The sequence below is a fragment of the Actinomadura luzonensis genome (assembly GCF_022664455.2).
Taxonomy (GTDB): Bacteria; Actinomycetota; Actinomycetes; order Streptosporangiales; family Streptosporangiaceae; genus Nonomuraea; species Nonomuraea luzonensis.
In genome coordinates, this window is the sequence record NZ_JAKRKC020000001.1 from 1,524,328 (window position 1) to 1,550,000 (window position 25,673).

Consider the following 25,673-nt stretch of genomic DNA (forward strand, 5'->3'; position numbering starts at 1 on the left):
AGCGCTTGTGTGATACTCCGGCTATGACGTACGCGATCGAGGGCTGGTTCGCCGTGGACGACGACGGGGTCGTCCTGCTCGGCACCCGCTGCGCGGCCTGCGGCACCGTCTGCTTCCCGCCCCGGCACGGCTCCTGCCCCAACCCCCGGTGCGAGGGCACGGACCTGGAGGTCACCCGGCTGCCCCGGCGGGGGCGCGTGTGGTCGTACACGAGCTCCGCCTACCCGCCGCCCGCGCCGTACGTGGCGGCGCAGCCGTACGAGCCGGTGACCCTGGCCGCCGTCGAGCTGGACGGGGCCGGCCTCGTCGTGCTCGGCCAGGTCGCCGGCCTCACCGCCGAGGAGCTGGAGGTCGGCATGGAGCTGGAGCTCACGGCGGGCCCGCTCGCGGACGGGCCGCTGGTGTGGATGTGGCGGCGGGCCTCATGAGCGGCGGCGTGGTCGTCCTCGGCACCGGCATGCACCCCTGGGGCAAGCAGGGCCGCCCCTTCCTGGAGTACGGCCTCGCCGCCGCCCGCGCCGCCCTGCGCGACGCCGGGATCGCCTGGACCGACGTCCAGTACCTGGTCGGCGCCGACACCATCAGGAACGGTTACCCGGGCTTCGTCGCCGGCGCCAGCTACGCCCAGGCCCTCGGCTGGACCGGCGCCCGCGTCGCCTCCTGCTACGCCGCCTGCGCCTCCGGCGCCCAGGCCGTGGACCTCGCCCGCACCCGCATCCTGGCCGGCCTCTGCGACGTCGCCCTCGTCGTCGGCGCCGACTCCACCCCGAAGGGCTTCTTCAAGCCGGTCGGCGGCGACCGCCCCGACGACCCCGACTGGCTGCGCTTCCGCCTGCTCGGCGCCACCAACCCGGCCTATTTCGGCCTGTACGCCCGCCGCCGCATGGCCCTGCACGGCTCGACCCCGTACGACTTCGCCGCCGTCAAGGTCAAGAACGCCCGCGCCGGCGCGCTCAACCCCATGGCCCGCTACCGCGCGACGGTCACCACGGAGGAGGTGCTGGCCTCGCCCATGGTGGCCGACCCGCTGCGGCTGATGGACATCTGCGCCACCTCCGACGGCGGCGCGGCCGTGGTGCTGGCCTCGGAGACGTACGCCCGCCGGCACGCCGCCGCCCGCGACCTGGTCCGGCTGGCCGCCGTCTCGACCGTGACCCCCACCTTCCCCAACACGGTCCTGGAGCTGCCGAACTTCGCCACCGACTCCTGCGCCGCCGTCCCGCCGCCCGAGCGGCCCTTCCGCGCGGCCATCGCGCACGCCGCCTACGAGGAGGCCGGGCTCGGCCCCGAGGACCTGTCGCTGGCCGAGGTGTACGACCTGTCCACCGCGCTGGAGCTGGACTGGACCGAGGACATCGGCCTGTGCCCGCCCGGCGAGGCCGAGAAGCTGCTCCGCGACGGCGTCACCGCGCTCGGCGGCCGGATCCCGGTGAACCCGTCCGGCGGCCTCGCCTCCTTCGGCGAGGCGATCCCGGCCCAGGCCCTCGCGCAGCTCTGCGAACTGACCGACCAGCTCCGCGGCCGGGCCGGCGGCCGCCAGCTCGACGGGCCCCGGGCCGGGCTGGCGGCCAACCAGGGCCTGTTCGGCCACGGCAGCGCCGTCATCGTGACCCGCTGAACAGGCGCAAGGCCCCTCCCGGACACCGGGAGGGGCCTCGTCCGCGGCGGGTCAGCCGATGTGCACGACGTCGTGCGTCTCGGCGAAGTGGCAGGCGCTCTCGTGCGAGGTGCCCGGCCTGATCTGCAGCAGGGGCTCCTCCTCGGCGCAGATCTCCTGCGCCTTCCAGCACCGCGTCCGGAACCGGCAGCCCGACGGCGGGTTGGCCGGCGACGGCGGGTCGCCCTGGAGGATGATCCGCTCCCGCTGCTCCCGCCCCTCCGGGTCGGGCACCGGCACCGCCGACAGCAGCGCCTGCGTGTACGGGTGCGCGGGCCGGTCGTAGATCTCGGTGTCCTTGCCGAGCTCGACGTACTTGCCCAGGTACATCACCCCGACGCGGTCGGAGATGTGCCGCACCACCGACAGGTCGTGCGCGATGAAGATGTAGGCCAGCCCGAACTCGTTCTGCAGCCGCTCCAGCAGGTTGATGACCTGCGCCTGGATCGACACGTCGAGCGCGGAGACCGGCTCGTCGCAGACGATGATCTCAGGCTGGAGCGCCAGCCCGCGGGCGATGCCGATGCGCTGCCGCTGGCCGCCGGAGAACTGGTGCGGGTAGCGGTTGATGTGGTCGGGGTTGAGCCCGACCACCTCCAGCAGCTCCTGCACCTTCGTGCGCCGGTCGCCCTTGGGCGCGACCTCGGTGTGGATCTCGTACGGCTCGCCGATGATGTCGCCCACGGTCATCCGCGGGTTCAGCGACGTGTACGGGTCCTGCATGACCATCTGGATGTTGCGCCGCATGCGCTTGAGCTCGGCGCCCTTGGCCCGGCCGATGTCGCGGCCGTTGATCAGCACCGAGCCGGACGTCGGCCGCTCCAGCGCCATCAGCACCTTGGCGAGGGTGGACTTGCCGCAGCCCGACTCGCCCACGATGCCCAGCGTCTCGCCCTTGTGCAGGTCGAACGAGACGCCGTCGACGGCCTTGATCGCGCCGATCTGCCGCTTGAAGAGGATGCCCTGGGTCAGCGGGAAGTGCTTGACCAGGTCGCGCACCTCCAGGATCTTGTCACCGGTCGCCATCGAGGACCTCCCTCCAGTAGTGGCAGGCGCTGCCGCGCGTGCCGCTGATCTGATACAGCGGGGGGACGTCGGTCACGCAGTTGCCCTGCCGGTACGGGCAGCGCGGGTTGAAGCTGCAGCCGGACGGCAGTTCCAGCAGGTTGGGCGGCAGGCCCTTGATCGCGTACAGGTCCTGGCCCTTGAGGTCGACCCGGGGGATCGACTCCAGCAGGCCCTTGGTGTACGGGTGGGCGGGCGCCCGGTAGATGTCGTGCACGGGGGCGTTCTCGACGATGCGGCCCGCGTACATGACGGCGATCTTGTCGGCCACGTCCGCCACGACGCCGAGGTCGTGGGTGATCAGGATGAGGCCCATCTGGCTCTCGCGCTGCAGCTCGGCCAGCAGCTCCATGATCTGCGCCTGGACGGTCACGTCGAGAGCCGTGGTCGGCTCGTCGGCGATGAGCACCTCCGGGTCGAGCGCGATGGACATCGCGATCATGATGCGCTGCCGCATGCCGCCCGAGAACTGGTGCGGGTAGTCGTTGACGCGCTGCCTGGCGGCCGGGATGCGGACCCGGTCCATCAGCTCGACGGCCTTCTTCATGGACTCGCCCTTGGACATGCCCCGGTGCACCCGGAACATCTCGCTGATCTGCCAGCCCACGGTGAAGACCGGGTTGAGCGCGGAGAGCGCGTCCTGGAAGATCATGGCGATGCGCTGGCCGCGCACCTGGGTGCGGGCCTCCTCCGACAGCTTGAGCAGGTCGGTGCCCTTGAAGCGGATCTCCCCCTTGGGGATCCGCGCGGGCGGCATGTCCAGGATGCCCATGATCGCCTGAGCGGTCACGGACTTGCCGGAACCCGACTCGCCCAGCACCGCCAGCGTCTCACCGGGGTTGACCGTGTAGCTCACGCCGTTCACGGCGCGCACGACGCCCGCCCGGGTGTGGAACTCCACGTGCAGGTTGTCGACCGCGAGCAGCGGTTCGTTGCCGAGCCCTCCCTCGACCGGCAACACGTCCGCTGACGTCTTACTCACTGTTCGGTCCCCCCTTCTACCTGAGCTTCGGGTCGAGCGCGTCGCGCACGGCGTCGCCCAGCATGATGAACGCGAGCACGGTGACGCTCAGGAACACGGCCGGGAAGATCAGCGGCAGCGGCGCCTCCAGGAACCGGCGCTGCGCGTCGGCGATCATGAGGCCCCACGAGATCTCCGGCGGCTGCACGCCCACACCCAGGTACGACAGCGCGGCCTCGGCCGCGATGAACCCGCCGAGGTTGATCGTCGCGACGACGATCACCGAGGCGAGCGCGTTGGGCAGCAGGTGCCTGAACATGATCCGGACCGGCCCGGCGCCGAGCGCCCTGGCCGCCACCACGTAGTCCTGCGACTTGGCGGTGATGACCGCCGCCCGCATGATCCGGAACGTCATCGGCCAGCCCAGCACGGTGAGCGCCGCGACCACCAGCCAGATCCCGAGCCCGCTGTCACGGAAGGTCGATCCGATGAGCAGCGCGCCGAGCACGCTGGGGATGGCGAAGAAGATCTCGGTGACGCGCGAGGCCACGCTGTCCACCGCGCCGCCGAAGAAGCCGGCGATCAGGCCGAGCAGGCCGCCGATGAGCGCGGCGGCGACCGTCGTGCTGATGCCGATCTTCAGCGAGTTCGCCGCGCCGTAGATCGTCCGGGCGTACAGGTCGCAGCCCAGGTTGTCGCGGCCGAACGGGTGCCCGGCGCTCGGCCCCTGGCGGGCCGTGGCCAGCTCGCAGGTGCGGGCGTTGAACGGGTCGACCGAGCTGAACAGCGACGGCCAGAAGGCCATCAGCAGCAGCACGGCGATGATGATCAGGGAGATGATGAAGATGGGCCGCTTGCGCAGGTCGTACCAGGCGTCGGACCACAGGCTCGCCGGCTTGGCCTGCTTCTCCCTCTTCTGGGGCTTTTCGACGGGGGTTTCCTCGGGCGCCAGCACAGGCCCGTCCGGTCGGAAGTCACTCATATCGGATCCTCGGGTCGAGCACTGCGTACAACACGTCGACGACCAGGTTGGCCAGGATGTAGACCAGGACCAGCATGGTCACGATGCCGACCACCACCGGTTGCTCCCTGAGGTACACCGACATGTAGAGCTGGTTGCCGATGCCCGGCAGGTTGAAGATTCTCTCGGTGATGATCGCCCCGCCCATGAGGCTGCCGAGGTCGGCGCCGAGGAACGTGATGAGCGGGATCAGCGCGTTGCGCAGGGCGTGCCGGCCGACCACGCGCCTCCGGGACAACCCCTTCGCGGTGGCCGTCCTGATGAAGTCGGCGCGCAGCGTCTCGGCCAGGCTGGTCCTGGTCAGCCGGGTCAGGTAGGCGATCGACACGCCCGCGAGCACGAAGCCGGGCAGCAGATAGCTGCGCAGCCCTTCGGAGATGCCCGCGATCGGGAAGACGTCGAGCCCGGTCCACTGCTTGAGCTTCACGCCGAGGATGAACTGCAGGATGAAGCCCGACACCAGGGTCGGCACCGAGATCAGCAGCAGCGTCGAGGCGAGGATCATGGTGTCGATGGCCTTGCCGCGCTTGAGCGCCGCCCACAGGCCCAGCCCGACGCCGATGGCCGCCTCGATGATCAGCGCGACGACCGCCAGGTTGATGGTGACCTGGATCTTCCCGGAGATGATCTGGGTCACGGGCACCTCGGCGAACGTGCGGCCGAAATCTCCGTGGAAAAGGATGCCGCTGATGTAGTACCAATACTGGACCAGCAGCGGATCGTTGAGGTGGTACTGCTCGCGGAGGATCGCGACGATGTTGGGTAGTGCCCGCTTGTCGCCCGCCAGCGCCGCGATGGGATCGCCGGGCAGCGCGAAGACGATGGCGAAGATGAGCAGGGTGGCACCCAGCAACACGGGGATCGACTGGAGCAGACGTCTGATGATGTAACGGCCCATTTAAGCCTCCCGTACATGCGAAAAGGCCACCCCTCGACCATATGGGTGTCCGGCCGGGGAGCCGCCTCCTCGCTAGCCCCTTGCGGGGCCGGGCGCGGCGTGCGCGCCCGGCCCCGGGAACAACGTCAAGCCTTCTCGACGTCAGCCCACTCGACCTGGTTGAGCAGGTTGATGTGGACGTTCTTGACCTTCGTGGAGTAGCCGGAGTTGTTCCGGTAGAAGTAGACCGGGATGTACGGCAGTTCCTCGTTGAGGATGTCGTCGGCCTGCTGGTAGAACTTCAGGCCCTCCTCGACCGAGGCGGCCTGGTCGCCCTGCGCGATCAGATCGTCGAACTTCTTGTTGGAGTAGCCGCCGTAGTTGGAGCCGTTGGCGATGGCGCCGGTGCTGAAGATCGGCGCCAGGTAGTTCTCGGCCGACGGGTAGTCGATGGCCCAGCCCATGCGGAACAGGCCGGTGTACTTCTTGGCGTCCAGCTCGTCCAGGATGCTGGCGAACTTCTCGAACGGCTTGGCGCTGGCGTCGATGCCGAGGTTCGCGCGCAGGTTGTTCGCGACGGCCTCGATCCACTCCTTGTGCGGGCCGTCGGCGTTGTAGCCGATCTCCAGCTTCTTGGGGCCGCCCGCTTCCTCGTACAGCTTCTTGGCCGCGGCCGGGTCGTACGTGCAGGCCTTGCAGGCGCCCTGGCGGTAGCCCGCGATGGCCGGGTTGATGAAGTCGTCGGCCGGGGAGCGGGTGCCGGAGAAGACCGTCTCGGCGATGGTCTTCCGGTCGATCGCCATGGAGATGGCCTTGCGGACGTCGGTCTTGTTCAGCTCGGGGTTGTACTTCAGCGGGACGCCGATGTAGCCCACGCCTGCGTCCGGCTGGTCCTGGTAGCGCTCGCCGAGGGAGGACTTGGCCTGCGCGATGGCCGCCGGGCCGAGCGAGTCGTGGATGTCGAGGTTGTCGGCCATCAGGTCGTTGAAGGCGACGTCCGAGTCGGTGTAGAGCTTGAACTGCAGCTTGGTCCAGTTGCTCGGCTTCTTGCCGGGGTACTTGTCGTACACCGTCAGGTCGATGCTCTGGTCGGTGCCCTTCTTGTAGGGCTTGTCGACCTTGAACAGGCCCTGGCCGATCGGCTGCTCGCCGAACGCCTGCGTCACCTTGCCGTCGGGGCCGAAGGCGGCCTTGGGCAGCGGGTAGAACGCGGTGTAGCCGAGCATGACCTTGAACTGCGAGAACGGCGCGGCGAGGGTGACCTTGAGCGTGGTGTCGTCCACGGCCTGCAGGCCCTTCATGCCCTTGGCGGTGACCTGCTTGCCCTCGCCGGGGTTGAGGTCGGCCCAGCCGTCGATGCGCTGGAAGAAGTAGCCGGCGCTCTGGGCGTTCTCCTGGTTGGCCGCGTAGTTCCAGGCGTCCACGTAGTTCTGGGCGACGACCGGCTCGCCGTTCTGCCAGGTGTAACCCGGCTTCAGCTTGATCGTCCAGACCTTCTGGTCGTCACTGGTGATCGACTCGGCCGCGGCCTCGACGGCGTTCTTGTTCTCGTCGTAGGTGACGAGAGGCTCGAAGATGGCCGCGAGGACCTCGGAGCCCTCGGACTCGGTGGTGTTCGACGGCACCAGGAGCTCCTGGGGCTCACCGAGCTCCATGCGGACCGGCGTGGTGTCGGAGCCGCCGCCCGCGGCAGTGCCGCCGTTGTCCGAGGCACCGCCGCCACACGCGGCAACCGCGAGGGCGAGCAGCGCGGTACCGGCGACGATCTGTGCGCCCTTAGTAACACGCATGGTAAAGAAAAATCCTCCCTCTACAGTGGGCGTGCAGCGCTGAGCTGCGATGTTCCCGAAGCAGCCTGACGGGGAGGTCCTGGTATCCCCCCGGGTTTGGCCGACAATGTCAAGCCAGCTGTACGCCCTGCCAGTCGATCGCGACTATCCCTTACTACTTGCCACCAGGGAGTCTCTGGCGCGTTGCAGTTCGGTCACACGTGCGCCTATCCAGCGTCACAGACAATCGACACGTTCAGGAGTAAATCGTACAAACCCCCTGGAACCGGTTCGACCAGGACGTGAACAGACGATGAAAAATACCCCCTACCGGAGAGTGCTCGCGCCTCTGCCACCACGGCCCGCCTGCCTGGGCTACGGTTGAGCAGGTCTTGACGGCGCCTTGGAACCCGGGCGTCCCGAGACACCGTCCAACTGTCTGCCGCCGTCCGCGCGGCAGCACCCCACCGACCCCGATCCAATAGAGTCCTTGCCATGAGCCAGCCGGAATCCGCTGTAGCGGACGCCCAGGCGGGCGGCCGGAGCGGGCAGGAGCCGCTGGCCAAGCTCGCCAAGAGATACGGGCTTCGCCGTGCCATCGCACGGCCGAGGTTCCCTGTCTACGTGCGCCAGCTGTGGGAGCGGCGACACTTCATCCTGACGTACGCCACCTCGCGCAACGTCTCGAAGTACTCCAGCTCGACGCTCGGCCAGTTGTGGCAGGTGCTGACGCCCCTGCTCAACGCCGCCATCTACTTCCTGATGTTCGGCCTCATCCTGGGCGGCAGCAAGAACATCCCGAACTACCCGGCCTTCCTGCTGACCGGGATGTTCGTCTTCACCTACACCCAGCGCACGGTCACCGCGGGCGCCAAGTCGATCTCCGGCAACCTGTCGATGATCCGGGCCCTGCACTTCCCGCGCGCCTCGTTGCCCCTCGCGTACACGATCCAGGAGCTCCAGCAGCTCGCCATCTCGATGAGCGTGCTCCTCGTGATCGTGGTCATCACCGGCGAGTTCCCCACCTGGGCCTGGCTCATGATCCCGGTGGTGCTGCTCCTGCAGACGATGTTCAACGTCGGGGCCGGGCTCGTCGTGGCCCGCTTGGGCGCCTCGCTGCGCGACCTCAACCAGTTGCTGCCGTTCATCACCCGCACCTGGCTGTACGCGTCGGGCGTCTTCTTCTCCATCCAGGACAAGGTCGTCGGTTCCGCGGGGCTGCCCCAGTGGGTGGCCAACGTGATGTACATGAACCCGGCGGCCTCCTACATCGAGTGGATGCGGGAGATCCTGATCCAGAGCCACAACACCCACGTGGGGCACCACCCGCCGACGATGGTGTGGGTGTCTTGCGTATTCTGGGCGGTGTTCGCGCTCGGATTCGGCTTCTGGTACTTCTGGCGGGCCGAGGAGAGGTACGGGCGTGGCTGAGACCAAGGAGCTGCAGCAGGTGAAGGGCGACAAGCCCGCCGTCCCCGAGAAGGACGCCAAGGCGAGTCCCGCCGCGAAGTCCTCGGGCAAGGCGCCCCTCGACGTCCCCACGGGCACGCCCACGGTCATCGTCGACGACCTCCACATCGTCTACCGCGTCTACGGCGCGGCCTCCGACAACGAGAAGGGCAACGCGGTCAACGCCCTCACGCGCATACTCAAGCGCCAGGGCCGGCCGCAGATGAAGGAGGTCCACGCGGTCAAGGGCGTGACGTTCGTGGCCTACCACGGCGACGCCATCGGCATCGTGGGGCGCAACGGCTCGGGCAAGTCCACGCTGCTGCGCGCCATCGCCGGCCTGCTGCCGCCGCACAAGGGCGCCGTCTACACCGACGGCCAGCCGTCCCTGCTGGGCGTCAACGCGGCCCTGATGCGCGAGCTGACCGGCGAGCGCAACATCGTGCTCGGCTGCTACGCCATGGGCATGACCCCGGCCGAGGTCCGCGAGAAGTACCAGGAGATCGTCGACTTCTCCGGCATCGACGAGTTCGTCCAGCTCCCGATGTCCACCTACTCCTCCGGCATGGGCGCCCGCCTGCGCTTCGCCATCTCCTCGGCCAAGACCCACGACGTGCTGCTCATCGACGAGGCCCTCGCCACCGGCGACCGCGAGTTCCGCAAGAAGAGCGAGGAGCGCATCCGTCAGATCCGCGAGTCGGCCGGCACCGTCTTCCTCGTCGCCCACGACCTGCGGGTCATCGAGGAGACCTGCAACCGCGTCATCTGGCTGCACAAGGGCAAGATCCGCATGGACGGCGACCCGAAAGAGGTCATCGCCGCCTACAACAAGGGCTGAGCGCCCGCCCGCACGACGAGCGCCGCGTCCCTCAGGGGTGCGGCGCTTTCTCATGTGCGCCGACGTGTGCGCCGACGTTGCGCCGACGTGTGCGCGCAACCGGCGCGACTGGAGGGACGAAAGACTGACAGCGGGCCCCGCATTCCGATAAGATTCGAACGTCAATTCGAGCCGAGGACCGGTGATGGAGTGGGGGCGCGCGATGGGCGAGCTTTCGGCCGCGATCGACCACCTGGCCACCGAGGACGTCGCGGAGATCCCGCGCATGCAGCTCGCCGAGCAGCTTCTGGAGCTGCACTGGCAGATGGCCAGGCTGCAGGCGCAGATAGCCCGCCGCACAGGCGTCCGCCTGCCCTGACCGCCGCACGGGCGTCCGCCTGCCCTCAGAGGCCACTGAGCCCCGCCGGCCCTTCCACGGCCGTCTCAGGGCCTTCCAGAGGCCACAGGAGCCACGCGGGGCGGGAAAAGAGAAATGCCGCCGACCCGGATCGGGTCGGCGGCGGGGCTCCGGGGCGCCGCTGCCCTGCAAGAAAACGGCGTTGCCCGAGCCCGGGCCTGGGCGCGTCCGCCCGAGCCCGCCATGAGACCGCCCGCTGCCGCGGGAGGCTCGTAACCCACGCGCGCCAGCTCCCCGGGCGCCCGGCACCTTGAAGGGCGTCCCGCGGATCTGCCGCGTCAGTGCGACGGCGTCCCGGCCGGGGGTTCCGGCCCAGGGGAAATCACGCCGTCAGGGGACCACTGGGGGGTGGAACGAGGCCGCCTCGCCGCCGGCACAACCGGTTCCCGAGCGTTGGCACCTAGGACGCCCGCGAACCGCCATGCCGGCCCTCGGCCCGCCACGTTCAGCACCGCCTCCATCGCGTCTGTCCTAGTCGCGATTCCAGGTGTCCCGCACCGAGCTCGTCAGCGCGTCGGTGGTCCATCCGAGAGCGGTCATCACGTCGGTGTAGCCGCCGGCGACCTTGGTGCCGTTGGTCTCGACGAAGGCGCCGGCGTCCGCGGCCAGCGGCGTGAGCTCCTCGACGGTCGTGTTCTGCGCGGTGGCGGGCAGCAGCTCGGCCACCGCGGCCGTCTCGGCCGGCGCGACCTGGCCGATGACCGGGGCCAGCTCGCTCTTGTTCTTGTACGGCAGCGCGCGCAGCGCCGCCTGGGCCAGCCCGGAGCGCGTGGCGCCGCCGGACAGGGAGTCGAAGTTCCGCGCGGGCGAGGCCATGAGGCCGCCCACCGGGAGGCCGCTCATCGGCGCGGCCGACAGCGCGCCCAGCGGCGCGGTGGTGAGGCCGGCGACCGGCCCGGCGAGCGCGTCCAGGGGCGAGCCGCCCGTGACGCCGCCGGTGAGCCCGCCCGTCAGGCCGCTCACCGTCTGGTCCGACAGGCCGTGCATGCCGTTGATCGGCAGGCCGTTGCCGGTGCCGCCGCCCGTCATGCCGGGCAGTCCGGCGCCGTCCAGCATGCCGCTGCTCTGCAGCTTGCTCACCGCGCCCAGCGTGTTCCTGACCAGGCCGGTGACGATGTGGAACGGCCCGTGCTCGGCGCCGGCGGCGTCCTTGGCGGCGGGCGCGCTCTTGCTCTGCCGGACCGCGGTGCCCGTGGGGGCCGCCATGCGGCTGGCGCCCGTCAGCACGGGCAGCGACTCGGTCAGGCCGCCGCCGCCGAGCGGGATGCCGCTCAGGATCGGCGACAGCTCGGGGATCGCCCGGCCGGTGCTCGTGGCGTCCTCGGCGGAGTTGGGCGTCTCGGGCCAGGCCATCGTGCCGTTCTGCTTGCCCTCGGCGAGGGCGTCCTTCTCGGCCTCGGTCAGCTCGCGGGTCGCCTGGCCGCCGCCGGACTGGGCGCCCGACTTGGCCTTGCCGCCCCCGAGCAGGCCGCCCAGCAGGCCGCCGCTGGCGCCGCCGCCCACCAGACCGCCCAGGAGACCGCCCAGGGGGCTGCCGGCGACGCTGGCGCCTCCGCCCGGGCTGTCGGCGGGCGCGCTCCTGGCGGTGTCGTATTGAACTTCGGCCTGGGCGGGCACGGCCAATGCCGCCGCCAAGCCGAATGCTGTAGCGGCTGCCGCCGCCTTGACTGCTCGATTCATGATTGCCTTCCCGGCTCGTGATCGATCGCTCTCGAATGCGGTGGAAATGCGAATCGATAACCCCCGTATGCCGCGGCGTGCACGCTATGGGCACCACACGAAGCGTGCCGTCCCGGCTGAGCTACGCCAGCAGTTCTATCACCCGTCGTGATCGCCCGCAGGCGCATGAATGCCCATGTGGCAGGGGTTTGCAGGCCGGTTACCGAGTAAAGGGAGAGCGTTGAGCGGGGAGACAAAACGGTATATTGGCGGGTCTTGTTTCCGATAGTGCACGGCCGCTTGTGAACGCGTCCGGCAGATGATATGACGCCGCCCCGGCCGGCGAACAATGGACGCGAAATCAATTGTCGCGGGCCGGGGCGGGGTGATTTTCAGGATCGGCGGCGGGCGCTCAGGCGGGCAGCAGCGCCCCGGCCGGTTCGAACGGGAAACGCTCCTCGAAGGCCGGCCGGAGATCGGTCAGCCAGACCGCGGCCGGGTCGTAGCGCGCGAAGAACGGCCGCCCCACGAGCGAGGGGTCGCGCGCCTGGATGAAGTGGAGCACGAAGACCCGCTGCCCGGCGACCTCCATGACGCCGTCCACGCACACCTTGCCCGGCGTGGCCGACATGGAGGGCCCCCGGACCGTGCGGCACAGGCCGGAGACCGACGCGCAGGCGTCCCTGAAGATCTCGTAGGCGCGCGCCAGCGGCACCGCGAAGTAGTCCTGCGGGCCGGTGTCGCGCTCGACGAACAGGTAGTAGGGGACCATGCCCATGCGGAGCTGCCGCCGCCACATGGCCGACCAGGTGGCGGGGTCGTCGTTGATGGAGCGGATGAGCGGCGCCTGGGTCCTGATCGTGGCCCCGGTGCCGATGATGCGCTCGGCCGCCGCGGCCACCAGGGGCGGGTCCAGCTCGCGCGGGTGCGTGAAGTGGGCCATGAAGGCGAGGTTCTTGCCGGCCGCCACCACCCGCTCGAACAGGCGCAGGGTGTCGTCGGCGTCCGGGTCGGTGGTGAAGCGCTGCGGCCAGTACGCCAGCGACTTGGTGCCGATCCTGATGGACTCCAGCTGCTCCAGCTCCAGCAGCGGCTCGACGTAGCGCCGCAGGACCGGCTCGCCCATGATCATCGCGTCGCCGCCGGTGATCAGGACGCTGGTGACCTCGGGATGCCGGCGGACGTAGCCCACCATGCGGTCCACGTCGTCGGAGGCGAACTTGAGGTCGGCGTCGCCGACGAACTGGGCCCAGCGGAAGCAGTACGTGCAGTAGGCGTGACAGGTCTGCCCCTGCTTGGGGAACACCAGCACCGTCTCGGGATATTTGTGCTGCATGCCCGGCACCGGCTCGTCGCCGATCCTCGGGACGTTCAGCTCCATCTGGCCCGCGGGATGCGGGTTGAGCTGCCCGCGCACGCGGTCGGCCGCCGCCTGGATCTCCGCGTTCGGCGCCTCCGCCTTGAGCAGGTCGGCCAGCCTGGCGACGTCCTCGGCGGGCAGCATGTCCGCCTGCGGGAAGACCAGCCGGTACATGGGGTCGTCGGGCGCGGCCGACCAATCTATGAGTTCCTCGACGACATAGGCGTTCGTCCGGAACGGCAGGACCGTCGCGACCGCGCGGACCTTCAGCCGTTCCTCGTCGTCGAGCCCCGCCCGCCGCAACAGCTCGTCGAGGTGCTTGGACGTGTACGCCTTGAAGCGCCGCGTGCCGGATTGATGCAAGCTCACTAGGCCGTTCCCATCTTTTTTGTTCGACCGGGCGTAAACCGAAGGACCCCCTCGCGCGTCTCAGGTCCTTAATACCGGGACGGGACCGCCCGCATCTCCGGTTCCGCTGGGCTCCAAGTTTTCCCTCAGCTTCACCGGCACTCGCGACATATCGCGATAAGCCCTACACTCGGGACGTGACCGAAGAATCCGCGCTGCGCGCCTCAGACGCCGACCGCGACCGCGTGGCCGCGGTCCTGAGCGAGGCCCTCGCCACAGGACGACTCACCAGCGTCGAGCACGCCGACCGCCTGGACCTCGCCTACACGGCGACCACCATGGGCGAGCTCGTCCCCCTGACCCGCGACCTGCCCGACGTGCCGGCCAGCGGCGCCCCGGCCGCCGTCGAGCGGCAGGTCATCGGCTCGACGTTCAGCAAGATCATCCGGCGCGGGCGCTGGGTGGCCTCCCGCCACACCAAGCTCAGCGCCCGTTTCGGCGCCCTCATCATCGACCTTTCGGACGCCGTGCTGCCCGGCAGGGAGATCACCCTGGAGGCCGACGCCTGGTTCAGCAAGCTCATCGTGCGCGTGCCCGAGAACGCCCATGTCGTCGACGAGGGCGGCTCCGTCTTCGGCAAGCGCCTGGTGACCGGCGGCTCCCAGGCCGACGGGCCGCTCATCCGGGTCACCGGCAGGTCCGCGTTCTCCAAGGTCATCGTGTCGCGGGCGAAGACGGACTGGAACCTCGGCTGAGCGACTGGAACCGGCGGCGCGGGGAACCAGAATCCCTACCCGCCGGTTAACCTGGCAGCAGCCTCGCCCTCGCCGCGGACGTACCGAGCCCGCGCACCGGCCATTGCCTGTTGGCGGGCTCGACGCCGTACGAGGTGAGGATTGTCCGACAGCAGGCCGGTCGCCCTGGACGCCATGGGCGGCGACCACGCTCCGCACGAGGTCGTGGCGGGCGCCGTGCACGCCGTGCGCGAGCGCGGCCTGGCCGTCGTGCTCGTCGGCAACCCCCGCGTGCTCTACGAGGCGCTGGCCGACCACGACGCCACCAAAGAGGTGCCCATCGTCCGGGCCGAGGAGGCCTTGGCCATGAACGAGGGCGCGCTGGCCAGCCTGCGCCGCCCCCGCTCCAGCATCGCGGTCGCCTGCCACCTCGCCCGCCGGGGCGACGCCTGCGCCGTGGTGTCGGCCGGCTCCACCGCGGGCGTCGTCGCCACCGGCCGGCTGCGCCTCAAGCCTCAGCAGAACGTGCTGCGCCCCGCCATCGCGGTGCCGCTGCCCACGCTCCCCCACCCGACCGTGCTCGTGGACGCCGGCGCCAACGCCGACGTCAAACCGGAGATGCTGGTGCAGTTCGCCCACCTCGGCGCCGCCTACGCCGAGCTGGCCCACGGCGTCGCCGAGCCCAAGGTCGGCCTGCTCACCATCGGCAGCGAGCCCGAGAAGGGCAACAAGCTGGTCAAGCGCGCCAACGAGCTGCTCCAGAGCTCCCCCGGCCTGCACTTCGCCGGCAACGTCGAGGGCCACGACCTGCTCACCGGCAAGGTCGACGTGATCACCGCCGACGGCTTCACCGGCAACGTGGCGCTCAAGACCATGGAGGGCGCGGTCCGCTACGCCTTCGCCGAGCTGCGCGCCACCATCGAGGAGAGCAGGGTCGCCAAGCTCGGCGCCGCCCTCCAGCGCTCCCGGCTGCGCGAGCTGCGCCGCCGCCTGGACGCCGAGGCGTACGGCGGCGCCGTGCTGCTCGGCCTGAACGGCACCGTGGTGATCGCGCACGGCTCGTCCAGGGCTCCGGCGATCAGCGCGGCCTGCCAGCTCGCTACCGATTTGTCCAATGATGGGATCGTCGCCCGGATCGGCGAGAGAATAGCGGCATCGCACCGCTCCCACAGGCTCTGGTGAACCCGTAGTCTGTGAGACCGATCCACAGATACAGGGGGTTTTGTGGTCGGGCTCACCTCAACGGTGGACGGGCTCACCTCTGCTCAGGTCGCGGCGGCGAAGCCCAACCACGTCCCGCGCCGGTCCAGCAGATCGTTCAGCGCGATCATCAGATCCAACGTCTTCACCCTGTTCAACCTGGTCATCGGCGTGCTCTGGGCGCTGATCCTGATCTTCGGCGAGTGGCAGGACGGCCTGTTCGGGCTGGTCATCGTCGCCAACGCGCTCATCGGCATCGTCCAGGAGCTGCGCGCCAAGCGCACGCTCGACAAGCTCGCCGTCATCAACGAGGAGCCCGTACGGGTGCGCCGCGACGGCGCCGAACGCGAGATCCACCCGCAGGACATCGTGCTCGGCGACCTCATCCTGCTCGGCCCCGGCGACCGCCTGCTCGTGGACGGCGACGTGATCGCCTCCGACGGCCTGGAGATCGACGAGTCGCTGCTGACCGGCGAGGCCGACCCCGTGCACAAGCAGCCCGGCGACCACGTGCTGTCGGGCAGCTTCGCCGTGGCCGGCTCGGGGTCGTTCGTGGCCACCAAGGTCGGCACCGACGCCTACGCCGTGCGGCTGGCCGAGGAGGCCAGCAAGTTCCACCTCGCCCACTCCGAGCTGCGCGAGGGCGTCTCCAACTTCATCAAGTACATCACCTGGCTGGTCGTCCCCATCGGCGCGCTGCTGATCTACAGCCAGGTCAGCAACTCCGTCGACTTCCGCACCGCCATCACCGGCGCGGTCGCCGGCATCGTCACCATGATCCCCGAGGGCCTGGTGCTGATGACCTCGATCGCCTTCGCCGTCGGCGTGGTCCGCCTCGGCCGCCGCCGCTGCCTGGTCCAGGAGCTGCCCGCCATCGAGGGCCTGGCCCGGGTCGACGTCCTGTGCCTGGACAAGACCGGCACGCTCACCGCCGGCGGCATGGACCTCGACCAGGTGCTGCCGCTCGGCGACGGCCACCCCGTGGACGACGCGCTCGCCGCGCTCTCCCACGCCGACTCCCGGCCCAACGCCACCGCCCTCGCCCTCCAGGCCCGCTACCCGGCCCCCGGCGACGGCTGGACCGCCGGGCAGAGCGTGCCGTTCTCCTCCGCGCGCAAGTGGAGCGGCGCCGACTTCGGCGAGCGCGGCGCCTGGGTGCTCGGCGCCCCCGACGTCCTGCTGCACGCCGGCGACGGCTACGACCGCGCCGCCGAGCTGGCCACCACCGGCGCGCGGGTCCTCGCGCTGTGCCGCGCCGACCGCCTGCCCGCCCCCGGCGAGGACGGCGCCGCCCTCGAACCGGTCGCGCTCGTCACGCTCAAGCAGCGCGTCCGCCCCGACGCCGACGAGACCCTGCGCTACTTCGCCAAGCAGGGCGTCACCGTCAAGGTGATCTCCGGCGACAACCCCGAGGCGGTCGCCGCCATCGCCACCGGCCTCGGCATCCCCGACGGCCACCGCTTCCTCGACGCCCGCACCCTCCCCGACGACGACCCTGACAAGCTGGGCGAGCTGCTCGACGGCCACACCGTCTTCGGCCGGGTCACCCCGCAGCAGAAGCGCAAGTTCGTCGCCGCCCTCCAGGCCCGCGGCCACACCGTGGCCATGACCGGCGACGGCGTCAACGACGTGCTCGCGCTGAAGGACGCCGACCTCGGCATCGCCATGGGCGCGGGCAGCCCGGCCACCAAGGCCGTCGCGCAGGTCGTCCTGCTGGACAACAAGTTCGCGACGCTGCCGCACGTCGTCGGCGAGGGCCGGCGGGTGCTCGCCAACATCGAACGGGTCTCCAACCTCTTCCTCACCAAGACCTTCTACGCCATCGTGCTGTCGCTGGCCGTGGGCGTCGCCGGGGTCATGTTCCCGTTCGCGCCCCGCCACTCCACCCTGGTCAACGCCCTGACCATCGGCATCCCGGCGTTCTTCCTGGCGCTCGCGCCCACGTTCGAACGCGCGCGTCCCGGGTTCGTGCGCCGGGTGCTGCGCTTCGCCGTGCCGTCGGGGGTGCTGTGCGCGGCGGCGGTGCTGGCCTCGTTCTGGCTGGCCCACAAGGGCACCTCCACGCTGATCCAGGACCAGACCTCGGCGGTGATCACGCTCTTCCTCACCACGTGGTGGGTGCTCGTGCTCATCGCCAGACCGCTCACCTGGTGGCGGGTGCTCCTGGTCGGGGCCATGGCGGTGGCGTTCGGGATCGGGCTGACGCTGCCCTTCGTCCGCACCTTCTTCGCCCTCGAACCCGGCGACCTCGCCAACGACCTCAGCGCCGTCGGGGTCGCCGTCGTGGCCTCCCTCGTCATCAGCGTCGCGGTCAAGGTCGCCGGTACGCTTAGAACATGACCGACCCGCAGATAGTGCTCACCGAGCGCGTCCAGCAGGCGCTGGCGAACGCGTTCGGCGCGGAGCACGCCGACGCAGACCCGCTGATCCGGCCCTCCCAGTTCGCCGACTTCCAGGCGAACGTCGCGATGAGCCTGGCCAAGCGCCTGCGACGGTCCCCGCGGGAGGTCGCCGAGGCGATCAGGGCCGAGCTGGCCGACTTCCCCGGCACGGTCGAGGTCAGCGGCCCCGGCTTCCTCAACATCACCCTCGCCGACGGCTGGATCGCCGCGGAGACCCAGCGCATGCTCGCCGACCCGCGGCTCGGCGTCGGCACGGTCACGCCCGCGCAGACCGTGGTCATCGACTACTCCGCGCCCAACGCGGCCAAAGAGATGCACGTCGGCCACCTGCGCACCACGATCGTCGGCGACGCGCTGGCCCGCCTGCACGAGCACGTCGGCAACACCGTCATCAGGCAGAACCACCTGGGCGACTGGGGCACCCCGTTCGGCATGCTCATCGAGCACCTGCTCGACATCGGCGAGCAGGCCGCGGTCGCGCAGCTCGAAGCCGGCATGGGCACCGAGTTCTACCAGGCGGCCCGGGTCAAGTTCGACGGCGACGAGGCGTTCAAGCAGCGCGCCCGGGTGCGGGTCACCACGCTCCAGTCGGGCGACCCCGACACCCTGCGGCTCTGGCACGTCTTCATGGACGCCACCGTCCGCTACTTCAACAAGGTCTACAGCCGGCTAGGGGTCACCCTCACCGACGCCGACATCGCCGGCGAGAGCATGTACAACCCGATGCTGCAGAAGACCTGCGACGACCTCGAGGCGTCCGGCACGGCCGTGCTCAGCGAGGGCGCGCTCTGCGTCTTCCCGCCCGGCTTCACCGGCTCCGACGACAAGCCGCTGCCGCTCATCATCAGGAAGAGCGACGGCGGCTACGGCTACGCCACCACCGACATGGCGGCCATCCGCTACCGCGTCCACGACCTCAAGGCCGAGCGCATCCTCTACGTCGTCGGCGCCGACCAGGCGCTGCACTTCCGCATGGTGTTCGCCGCCGCGCGGGAGGCCGGCTGGCTGCCCGACACCGTCTCGGCCGAGCACGTCCAGATCGGCATGATGCTGGGCCAGGACGGCCGCCGCTTCAAGACCCGCTCCGGGCAGTCCGTCAAGCTGACCGACCTGCTCGACGAGGCCGTCGAGCGAGCCTCGGCGATCATCGCCGACCGCGGCTACGACGCCGACGCGCAGGCCGAGATCGCCCGCGCCGTCGGCATGGGCGCGGTCAAGTACGCCGACCTGTCGGTCAGCCACGACAGCGAGTACGTCTTCGACTTCGACCGCATGCTCGGCTTCACCGGCAACACCGGCCCCTACATGCAGTACGCCACCGCCCGCATCCGCTCGATCTTCCGCAAGGCGGGCATGGCGCCGGCCGACGCGACGGGCGAGCTCACCCTCGGCGAGCCCGCCGAGCGCGCGCTCGGCCTGCACCTGCTGGGGTTCGGGGAGCTGGTCACGCAGGTCGCCGAGCGGTCCGAGCCGCACCGGCTGTGCGCGTTCCTGTTCGAGACGGCGAGCCTGTTCAGCACCTTCTACGAGCAGTGCCCGGTGCTCAAGTCCGACGTCCCCGCCGAGCTCCGCGCCTCGCGGCTGGCGCTGTGCGCGCTCACCCTCCGCGCCCTGGAGACCGGGCTCGACCTTCTGGGCGTCCCTGTCCCCGAGCGCATGTAAACAGGCGGTTGGCTCGAAGTCGCCCGTTCCGTCGTGGGCGCGCCTCCACCGGGTTGGCGCGCCCATACGGTTAGGCTTTACGCGGTCATGAACTGAGGCCGAAATGGGGGAGTTCTCTGCCTTGAGCACGGACCTGACTGCGAGCCCCCAAGCAGCGACGGAGGTACATCGCTACGCCGAGGCACTGCTGGCGCACCTCGCCGCCGACGGCTCCGCGCCGCCCGCCGCACCGGTCGCCTTCCGCGACGTCCCCGGCTACTGGCTGGCCCCGGCCATCGAGGCCCTGGTCGCCATCCTGTCCGGCGACGACCCGCTGGAGCCGCTGAGCCGGGCCGCGAGCCGCGACCAGCAGCGCACCGCGCTCTTCCTGTGCCTGGCCCTCGCCGTCGGCGGGCAGGGCAGCCGCATCCACGCCTCCTGGCTCGGCACCGCCTTCGGCGAGCTGTCCCTCGACCGGCCGGTCACACACGGCCAGCGCTCGCTCTGGCTGGCCGCCGCCCGGGGCGCGTACGGCCCCGCCGGCAAGATCTTCGTGCTGCGCAAGCTCGACGCCGTCGCCGTCCAGGAGCACGCCGACGCCGAGCAGTGGGTGCAGGCGCTCCTGCCCGGCGAGCCGGCCGTCGTCGTGCCGCCGTCGCTGGCCGACTTCCCCGAGATGGCCGAGATCCCCTCCCTGGCCCGCCCCGCGATGGCCGCCGACCGGCTGGCCCGGCTGCGCGGCCGGTGCGCCGAGATCACCTCGGCCCGGCAGGCCGACCACGACTCCCGCGCCCCGCTCGACAACACCTCCGCCAGCCCCGCCGCCAGCTGGGCCGAGGACGAACCGCTCGCCGTGCTGCGCTCGCTGATCGGCTCCGGCGGGCCGGCCGGGCCGATGGCGTCGCTGGTGTCGTACCTGCTGGACGACCTGCGCCCCGGCGCCGACCCGCACCTCGCGGCGATCGCGCTGCACGTGGCGGCGCCGATCCTGCGGGTGGTGGCCGAGGAGCTGGAGACCGACAGCAGCCTGGAGCCGCCCGAGACGCTCACCGTCCCGATCCTCGGCCACCGCATCCACCTGCGTCCCGAAGGCCCCGACGGGGGGTCGCTGGCGGCGGCCGAGCAGGCCATCATCACCGAGGGCGTCGTGCCGCGCCCGCGCCCGTGGGCCGCGATCCTGCTGATCGTGCTCGGCGTGGCCTGCCTCGCCGGCGCGGCCCTGCTCACCAGCCTCCTGGCGGCGGCCGGCGCCGCGATGATCGGGCTCGCCGGCTGGCAGCTCTGGCAACGCCGCAAGCTGATGGACGCCGACGCCCAGTACGTCGCCGGCCAGGTCAGCGAGCTACGGGAGCTGGCCGAGGGCGCGGTGTGGGCCCTGCACGCCTACGCCCGCGAATCGGACGCGCGCGCCAAGCAGGCAGCGGAGGACGCCAGCGAACTCTTCCGCCTGATCCGCCGCGGCCCTCGAGCCGCCTGACTCCGCCCCTGCGCCCGGCACACGCGACGCGTGAGCCGCCCTGAGAGCCAACTGCCCTCTACTCACCAAGTGAGCCCTGAGAGCCGGGTGCCTCTGACCACCGCCTGAGCCCCGGCAGCCAGCCGCCGCTTGGGCCGCCCCGACCGCTCACCCAGCAAGGGCCCTCCCATACCACCGGAGGGCCCTGAGCCCACGAGGACGCTCCTCGACCTCGACGACCTCGACCGACCTCGGCCGGCCCCGTTCTCAGACCCTCAGACCCTCAGACCCTCAGACCCTCCGACCTCAGAACTTCGGAACTCCGAGGCCCTGAGCTCAGGAGGTCTCGATCTCCACGTGCGCCGGAGCAAGCAGGAACACCCGCTCAGCGATGCGCTCGATCCGCCCCTCACACCCGAAGGCCAGCCCGGCGGCGAAGTCGACCATCCGCGTCGCCTCGGGCAGCGCCATGCCGGAGACGTCCATGATGACCGTCTGCCCGTCACGGAAGTGCTGACCGATCAACGGCGCGTCGTTGTACTTGAGCGGCTGGACCATCACGATTCGTGACGAGTCGACGTTGGCGCGCCACCGCCGGGCGGCCCGCTCGGTCGCGGGGACGTACTCGTCCTCGTAGTGCTCGTCGTCGTCATAGCCCTCGTCGTAGTGATCGACCCCGCTCAGGCCAAGGTAGCTCACCACCTTGCGCACTGCCCCCATCGGCTTGTCCTTTCCTCAGGAACTCACCGTAATCGGCACGTCCCTACACATTGGACGGTAACCGACGATTCCGCATTCGCCACGCGACACGCCCAGCCCTAATTCCATTTTGTACGGCTTGCAACCCGCTTGCATCTTGATATCCGTCCCCCGTATAGCATCGGCCACATGCGCCTCTTCACCGTCGACGCCTTCACCAGCGCGGCTTTCCAGGGTAATCCTGCCGCCGTCTGCCTGCTGGACTCTCCCGTTACCGACGAGTGGATGCGGAGCGTAGCCGCCGAGATGAACCTCTCGGAGACCGCCTTCCTCCACGGAGATTCGCTCCGCTGGTTCACGCCGGCCGTCGAGGTCACTCTCTGTGGTCACGCCACCCTCGCCACCGCCCACGTCCTCTATTCGACCGGCGAGGCGACGGGGCAGCTCGAATTCCGCACCGCCAGCGGCACGCTCACCGTGAATCGCCTCCCCGACGGGCTCATCTCGATGGATTTCCCGGCGAAGGAGGTGACCCCCACGGCGGTTCCCGACGGGCTGGAGAAAGCGCTCGGCGCGACCCCGGTACGGGTCGGAAAAAGCGCACTCGACCTGCTGGTCGAGCTCGATTCGGCGGAAACCGTACGCGATCTGGCACCGGACATCGCGGCCCTCGCGGCCGTGGACGCCCGCGGCGTCATCGTCACCGCGCGCGGCACCGAGACCGACTTCGTCTCCCGTTTCTTCGCGCCCAACGTGGGCGTCCCGGAAGACCCGGTAACCGGCTCGGCCCACTGCGCACTCTCCCCCTACTGGTCGGCCCGGCTTGGACGCGCGTCGCTCGTCGGCGCGCAGTTGTCCAAGAGGGGCGGAATAGTCCGTGTCACTCATGCTGGGAACCGCGTTACCCTCGCTGGCAACGCCGTAACCGTGCTTTCCGGCACCCTACACGTCTAGCGACGCGACCTCACTTTGCGTAATCATTAGAGCGCAGAAAGTGAGGTCCCTTGCTCATCGCCATCGTCGGCCTGCTCGTCGCAGCAGCCGCGGCCGCCCTTACCGGCTTTGCCGCCCATTTCGCCCACCGCGCCATGCCCGCGCAGCTTCGCCACGATTTCCGCGAAGGCAGCAGCATGGCCACCGGCATCGTCGGCACGCTCTTCGCCGTCAGCATCGGCCTGGTCGTGGTGGCGGCCTGGAACCAGGTCAACACCGCCCACCAGACCGCCGCCTCCGAGGCCAGCAACCTCACCGACGTCTTCTGGTACTCGCGCAGCCTGCCCGAGCCGCAGCGCCACGCGCTCCAGACCCTCGCCACCGACTACGCCACGACGGTGATCCGCGAGGAGTGGCCGCTGATGGCCGAGCAGCAGACGCTGTCCCAGCGCGCCTGGCGCGACGTCGAGCAGCTGCGCGCCTACTTCCAGACCATCCAGCCGGACACCGCGGGCGCCTCTGCCCGCTACGGGCAGGCCATGGGCCGCGTCCAGGCCGTGCTCGACGCCCGGCGGGCCCGCGCCCAGATGGCCGGCTCCGGCGTGCCGCCGCTGCTGTGGGCGGCCCTGGCCGGCTGCGGCCTGATCGTCCTCCTCCCGGCGATCGCCTGCGGCAGCCCGGTGCGCAAGGTGCACCTCACGGTCGCCGGGGTCGTCGGCGGCCTGGTCGGCCTGGTCCTGTTCCTCGTCTACCAGCTCGACTTCCCGTTCAGCGGCGGCATCGCCATCGCCCCGGACGCCTTCGAACAGGCCCTGTCCCGCTTCACCAGCATCCGCGCCCTCGGCACCGGCTGACCAGCCCACCCCCGCGCCTGCGGTCCCAGACCTCCCCCCGCCATCACGCCGGCCACCCCCACGTCCCTGCCGCCGGACAGCCCCAAGACTTCAACTACCACCCCGAGCCACGACACCGACCCCACCACCCGCCACAACACCCCCTCGCGCCGACGAACCGCGCCACCGACGGCTTCGGCACCGTGGTGCGACTCCACCACTCCGACAACCGCACCACCCGGCACGCCTATCCCGACGCGCACGCAACGGCGAAGGCCCCGACCGGCCGACGCAGTCCCGGGAGGGTGTGCCGGCGCAGGGTGCGCCGGCCCGCCTTACTGGTCGTGTGCCTGGTCGAGACGCGCGATCCCGACGGACGTCACCGTTCGGCGTGAGGGCGTGGGGCTGGCGGGGTGGCGCGTACGAACCCGAGGTACGCGTGCCTGGGGTACGCACGGCATCATCGTTCGCGGCCGGATCCCAGGGTCAGAATCCCATTCAGTTGATACAGGCATTGAACGCGCCGCAGACACCCTGCCTGGTCCGGAACCAGTGGGCCCGACACCGCACGAGACCACCCTGGCCGCGCAGCTCGCGACGCGACAGCAGCCACCACATCTCGGTCTGGCAGAAGCCTCCTGAAACGCAGAAAGGCCCCGACGCGCTAGGCGTCGGGGCCTTCCCCTAAAGATTGTCCGGCGGTGACCTACTCTCCCACACCCTCCCGAGTGCAGTACCATCGGCGCAGAGAAGCTTAACTTCCGGGTTCGGAATGTAACCGGGTGTTTCCTTCCCGCCATAACCGCCGTAACCCTGAGAAACAACCAAACACAGACGTGTTTGCTGCCTCAGAATTGCGTAGTGGACGCGAGCAAGATGCTTTGTGGTCAAGTCCTCGGCCTATTAGTACCGGTCAGCTCCACACGTTACCGCGCTTCCACCTCCGGCCTATCAACCCGATCGTCTATCGGGAGCCTTACCCCCTCACGGGGTGGGAGACCTCATCTCAAGGCGAGCTTCCCGCTTAGATGCTTTCAGCGGTTATCCCTTCCGAACGTAGCCAACCAGCCGTGCACCTGGCGGTACAACTGGCACACCAGAGGTTCGTCCGTCCCGGTCCTCTCGTACTAGGGACAGCCCCTTTCAAGTCTCCTGCGCGCGCAGCGGATAGGGACCGAACTGTCTCGCGACGTTCTAAACCCAGCTCGCGTACCGCTTTAATGGGCGAACAGCCCAACCCTTGGGACCTACTCCAGCCCCAGGATGCGACGAGCCGACATCGAGGTGCCAAACCATCCCGTCGATATGGACTCTTGGGGAAGATCAGCCTGTTATCCCCGGGGTACCTTTTAGCCGTTGAGCGACACCGCTTCCACACGCCGATGCCGGATCACTAGTCCCAGCTTTCGCTCCTGCTCGACCCGTCAGTCTCACAGTCAAGCTCCCTTGTGCACTTACACTCAACACCTGATTGCCAACCAGGCTGAGGGAACCTTTGGGCGCCTCCGTTACCCTTTAGGAGGCAACCGCCCCAGTTAAACTACCCACCAGACACTGTCCCCGATCCGGATCACGGACCAGAGTTAGACGTTCAAAACGACCAGAGTGGTATTTCACCAATGACTCCACCCGAACTAGCGTCCGAGCTTCCCAGTCTCCCACCTATCCTACACAAGACGCTCCAAACGCCAATGTCAAGCTGTAGTGAAGGTCCCGGGGTCTTTCCGTCCTGCTGCGCGAAACGAGCATCTTTACTCGTAGTGCAATTTCGCCGGGTCTGCGGTTGAGACAGCGGGGAAGTCGTTACGCCATTCGTGCAGGTCGGAACTTACCCGACAAGGAATTTCGCTACCTTAGGATGGTTATAGTTACCACCGCCGTTTACCGGCGCTTAAGTTCTCACCTTCGCCCCACAAGTGGAGCTAAGCGGTCCCCTTAACGTTCCGGCACCGGGCAGGCGTCAGTCCGTATACATCGTCTTACGACTTCGCACGGACCTGTGTTTTTAGTAAACAGTCGCTTCCCCCTGGCCACTGCGACCCCCACCAGCTCCGAGTGCAAAACTCATCACCAGCAGAGGTCCCCCTTCTCCCGAAGTTACGGGGGCAATTTGCCGAGTTCCTTAACCACAGTTCACCCGATCGCCTTAGTATTCTCTACCTGACCACCTGAGTCGGTTTAGGGTACGGGCCGCCACAACACTCACTAGAGGCTTTTCTCGGCAGCATAGGATCATCCACTTCACCACAATCGGCTCGGCATCACATCTCAGGATACATACGAGGCGGATTTGCCTACCTCGCTCCCTACATGCTTACCCCAGGACAACCATCGCCTGGGCTGGACTACCTTCCTGCGTCACCCCATCGCTTAC

Annotated in this window: 20 protein-coding genes and 2 rRNA genes (1 of these 22 running past the window's edge); 12 read left to right on the top strand and 10 right to left on the bottom strand. The window is 69.5% G+C overall.

Annotation, left to right across the window (positions count from 1 at the left end; genetic code table 11):
• Positions 1-23 precede the first annotated feature (23 nt).
• Together MF672_RS07245 and MF672_RS07250 are read left to right on the top strand one after the other, a co-directional pair.
• Entirely contained in the window at positions 24-428 is a 405-nt protein-coding gene (locus MF672_RS07245; protein WP_242378226.1) for a Zn-ribbon domain-containing OB-fold protein, read from the top strand.
• Positions 425-1,618, top strand: coding sequence for a lipid-transfer protein (locus tag MF672_RS07250; protein WP_242378248.1), 1,194 nt, complete (start codon positions 425-427; stop codon positions 1,616-1,618). The genes MF672_RS07245 and MF672_RS07250 overlap by 4 nt, the downstream gene beginning before the upstream one ends.
• A 51-nt stretch (positions 1,619-1,669) precedes the next feature.
• Here the strand turns inward: MF672_RS07250 and MF672_RS07255 are convergent, their stop codons facing one another.
• The 5 genes from MF672_RS07255 to MF672_RS07275 form a co-directional block, all read right to left on the bottom strand.
• The gene (locus MF672_RS07255; RefSeq protein ID WP_242378228.1) at positions 1,670-2,683 is read right to left on the bottom strand and encodes an ABC transporter ATP-binding protein; all 1,014 of its coding nucleotides are present in this window, start codon (positions 2,681-2,683) and stop codon (positions 1,670-1,672) included.
• A complete protein-coding gene (locus tag MF672_RS07260) occupies positions 2,670-3,704 on the bottom strand; it encodes an ABC transporter ATP-binding protein (protein ID WP_242378229.1) in 1,035 nt (344 codons plus the stop codon). Before MF672_RS07260 ends, MF672_RS07255 begins: the two co-directional genes overlap by 14 nt.
• Positions 3,705-3,720: 16 nt before the next feature.
• On the bottom strand, positions 3,721-4,665 hold the full coding sequence (locus tag MF672_RS07265; RefSeq protein ID WP_242378230.1) for an ABC transporter permease: 945 nt from the start codon (positions 4,663-4,665) through the stop codon (positions 3,721-3,723).
• Positions 4,658-5,602: an ABC transporter permease gene (locus MF672_RS07270; RefSeq protein ID WP_242378231.1), complete on the bottom strand. Its 945-nt coding sequence runs from the start codon at positions 5,600-5,602 to the stop codon at positions 4,658-4,660. The genes MF672_RS07265 and MF672_RS07270 overlap by 8 nt, the downstream gene beginning before the upstream one ends.
• Before the next feature lie 125 nt (positions 5,603-5,727).
• Positions 5,728-7,371: a peptide ABC transporter substrate-binding protein gene (locus tag MF672_RS07275; RefSeq protein WP_242378232.1), complete on the bottom strand. Its 1,644-nt coding sequence runs from the start codon at positions 7,369-7,371 to the stop codon at positions 5,728-5,730.
• 474 nt (positions 7,372-7,845) lie between these two features.
• Here MF672_RS07275 and MF672_RS07280 point away from each other — a divergent pair, with 474 nt between their 5' ends.
• The 3 genes from MF672_RS07280 to MF672_RS07290 all read left to right on the top strand — a co-directional run bounded on the left by MF672_RS07280 (position 7,846) and on the right by MF672_RS07290 (position 9,995).
• Entirely contained in the window at positions 7,846-8,781 is a 936-nt protein-coding gene (locus tag MF672_RS07280) for an ABC transporter permease (protein WP_242378233.1), read from the top strand.
• A complete protein-coding gene (locus MF672_RS07285; RefSeq protein WP_242378234.1) occupies positions 8,774-9,637 on the top strand; it encodes an ABC transporter ATP-binding protein in 864 nt (287 codons plus the stop codon). The genes MF672_RS07280 and MF672_RS07285 overlap by 8 nt, the downstream gene beginning before the upstream one ends.
• Before the next feature lie 202 nt (positions 9,638-9,839).
• Positions 9,840-9,995, top strand: coding sequence for a hypothetical protein (locus MF672_RS07290; RefSeq protein WP_242378235.1), 156 nt, complete (start codon positions 9,840-9,842; stop codon positions 9,993-9,995).
• Positions 9,996-10,505: 510 nt separating this feature from the next.
• Here the strand turns inward: MF672_RS07290 and MF672_RS07295 are convergent.
• Together MF672_RS07295 and MF672_RS07300 are read right to left on the bottom strand one after the other, a co-directional pair.
• Complete coding sequence (locus MF672_RS07295) at positions 10,506-11,669, bottom strand: hypothetical protein (protein ID WP_242378237.1); 1,164 nt, start codon at positions 11,667-11,669, stop codon at positions 10,506-10,508.
• Between the two features lie 436 nt (positions 11,670-12,105).
• On the bottom strand, positions 12,106-13,422 hold the full coding sequence (locus tag MF672_RS07300; protein ID WP_242378238.1) for a KamA family radical SAM protein: 1,317 nt from the start codon (positions 13,420-13,422) through the stop codon (positions 12,106-12,108).
• A gap of 176 nt (positions 13,423-13,598) precedes the next feature.
• Between MF672_RS07300 and MF672_RS07305 the strand changes: the two genes are divergently transcribed.
• From MF672_RS07305 to MF672_RS07325, 5 genes are all read left to right on the top strand, one after another.
• Positions 13,599-14,156, top strand: a complete 558-nt coding sequence (locus MF672_RS07305) for a DUF1707 SHOCT-like domain-containing protein (RefSeq protein ID WP_242378239.1) — start codon at positions 13,599-13,601, stop codon at positions 14,154-14,156.
• A gap of 141 nt (positions 14,157-14,297) precedes the next feature.
• Complete coding sequence (plsX, locus tag MF672_RS07310) at positions 14,298-15,317, top strand: phosphate acyltransferase PlsX (RefSeq protein ID WP_302893173.1); 1,020 nt, start codon at positions 14,298-14,300, stop codon at positions 15,315-15,317.
• 42 nt (positions 15,318-15,359) lie between these two features.
• Positions 15,360-17,675, top strand: coding sequence for an HAD-IC family P-type ATPase (locus MF672_RS07315; protein ID WP_242378240.1), 2,316 nt, complete (start codon positions 15,360-15,362; stop codon positions 17,673-17,675).
• Positions 17,672-19,399, top strand: a complete 1,728-nt coding sequence (gene argS, locus MF672_RS07320; protein WP_242378241.1) for an arginine--tRNA ligase — start codon at positions 17,672-17,674, stop codon at positions 19,397-19,399. Before MF672_RS07315 ends, argS begins: the two co-directional genes overlap by 4 nt.
• Before the next feature lie 121 nt (positions 19,400-19,520).
• Complete coding sequence (locus MF672_RS07325; RefSeq protein WP_242378242.1) at positions 19,521-20,855, top strand: hypothetical protein; 1,335 nt, start codon at positions 19,521-19,523, stop codon at positions 20,853-20,855.
• 315 nt (positions 20,856-21,170) lie between these two features.
• Here MF672_RS07325 and MF672_RS07330 read toward each other — a convergent pair whose 3' ends face one another.
• On the bottom strand, positions 21,171-21,554 hold the full coding sequence (locus MF672_RS07330) for a cell division protein SepF (RefSeq protein WP_242378243.1): 384 nt from the start codon (positions 21,552-21,554) through the stop codon (positions 21,171-21,173).
• 168 nt (positions 21,555-21,722) lie between these two features.
• On the opposite strand from MF672_RS07330, the gene MF672_RS07335 reads away from it, so the two are divergent.
• On the top strand, positions 21,723-22,487 hold the full coding sequence (locus MF672_RS07335) for a PhzF family phenazine biosynthesis protein (protein ID WP_242378244.1): 765 nt from the start codon (positions 21,723-21,725) through the stop codon (positions 22,485-22,487).
• Positions 22,488-22,537: 50 nt separating this feature from the next.
• Positions 22,538-23,320, top strand: coding sequence for a bestrophin-like domain (locus MF672_RS07340; RefSeq protein WP_242378246.1), 783 nt, complete (start codon positions 22,538-22,540; stop codon positions 23,318-23,320).
• A 672-nt stretch (positions 23,321-23,992) separates the two neighbouring features.
• On the opposite strand, the gene rrf is transcribed toward MF672_RS07340, so the two are convergent.
• Positions 23,993-24,109 (bottom strand): 5S ribosomal RNA (gene rrf / locus MF672_RS07345).
• A gap of 73 nt (positions 24,110-24,182) precedes the next feature.
• A 23S ribosomal RNA gene (locus MF672_RS07350) occupies positions 24,183-25,673 on the bottom strand; it runs 1,614 nt beyond the window's last position.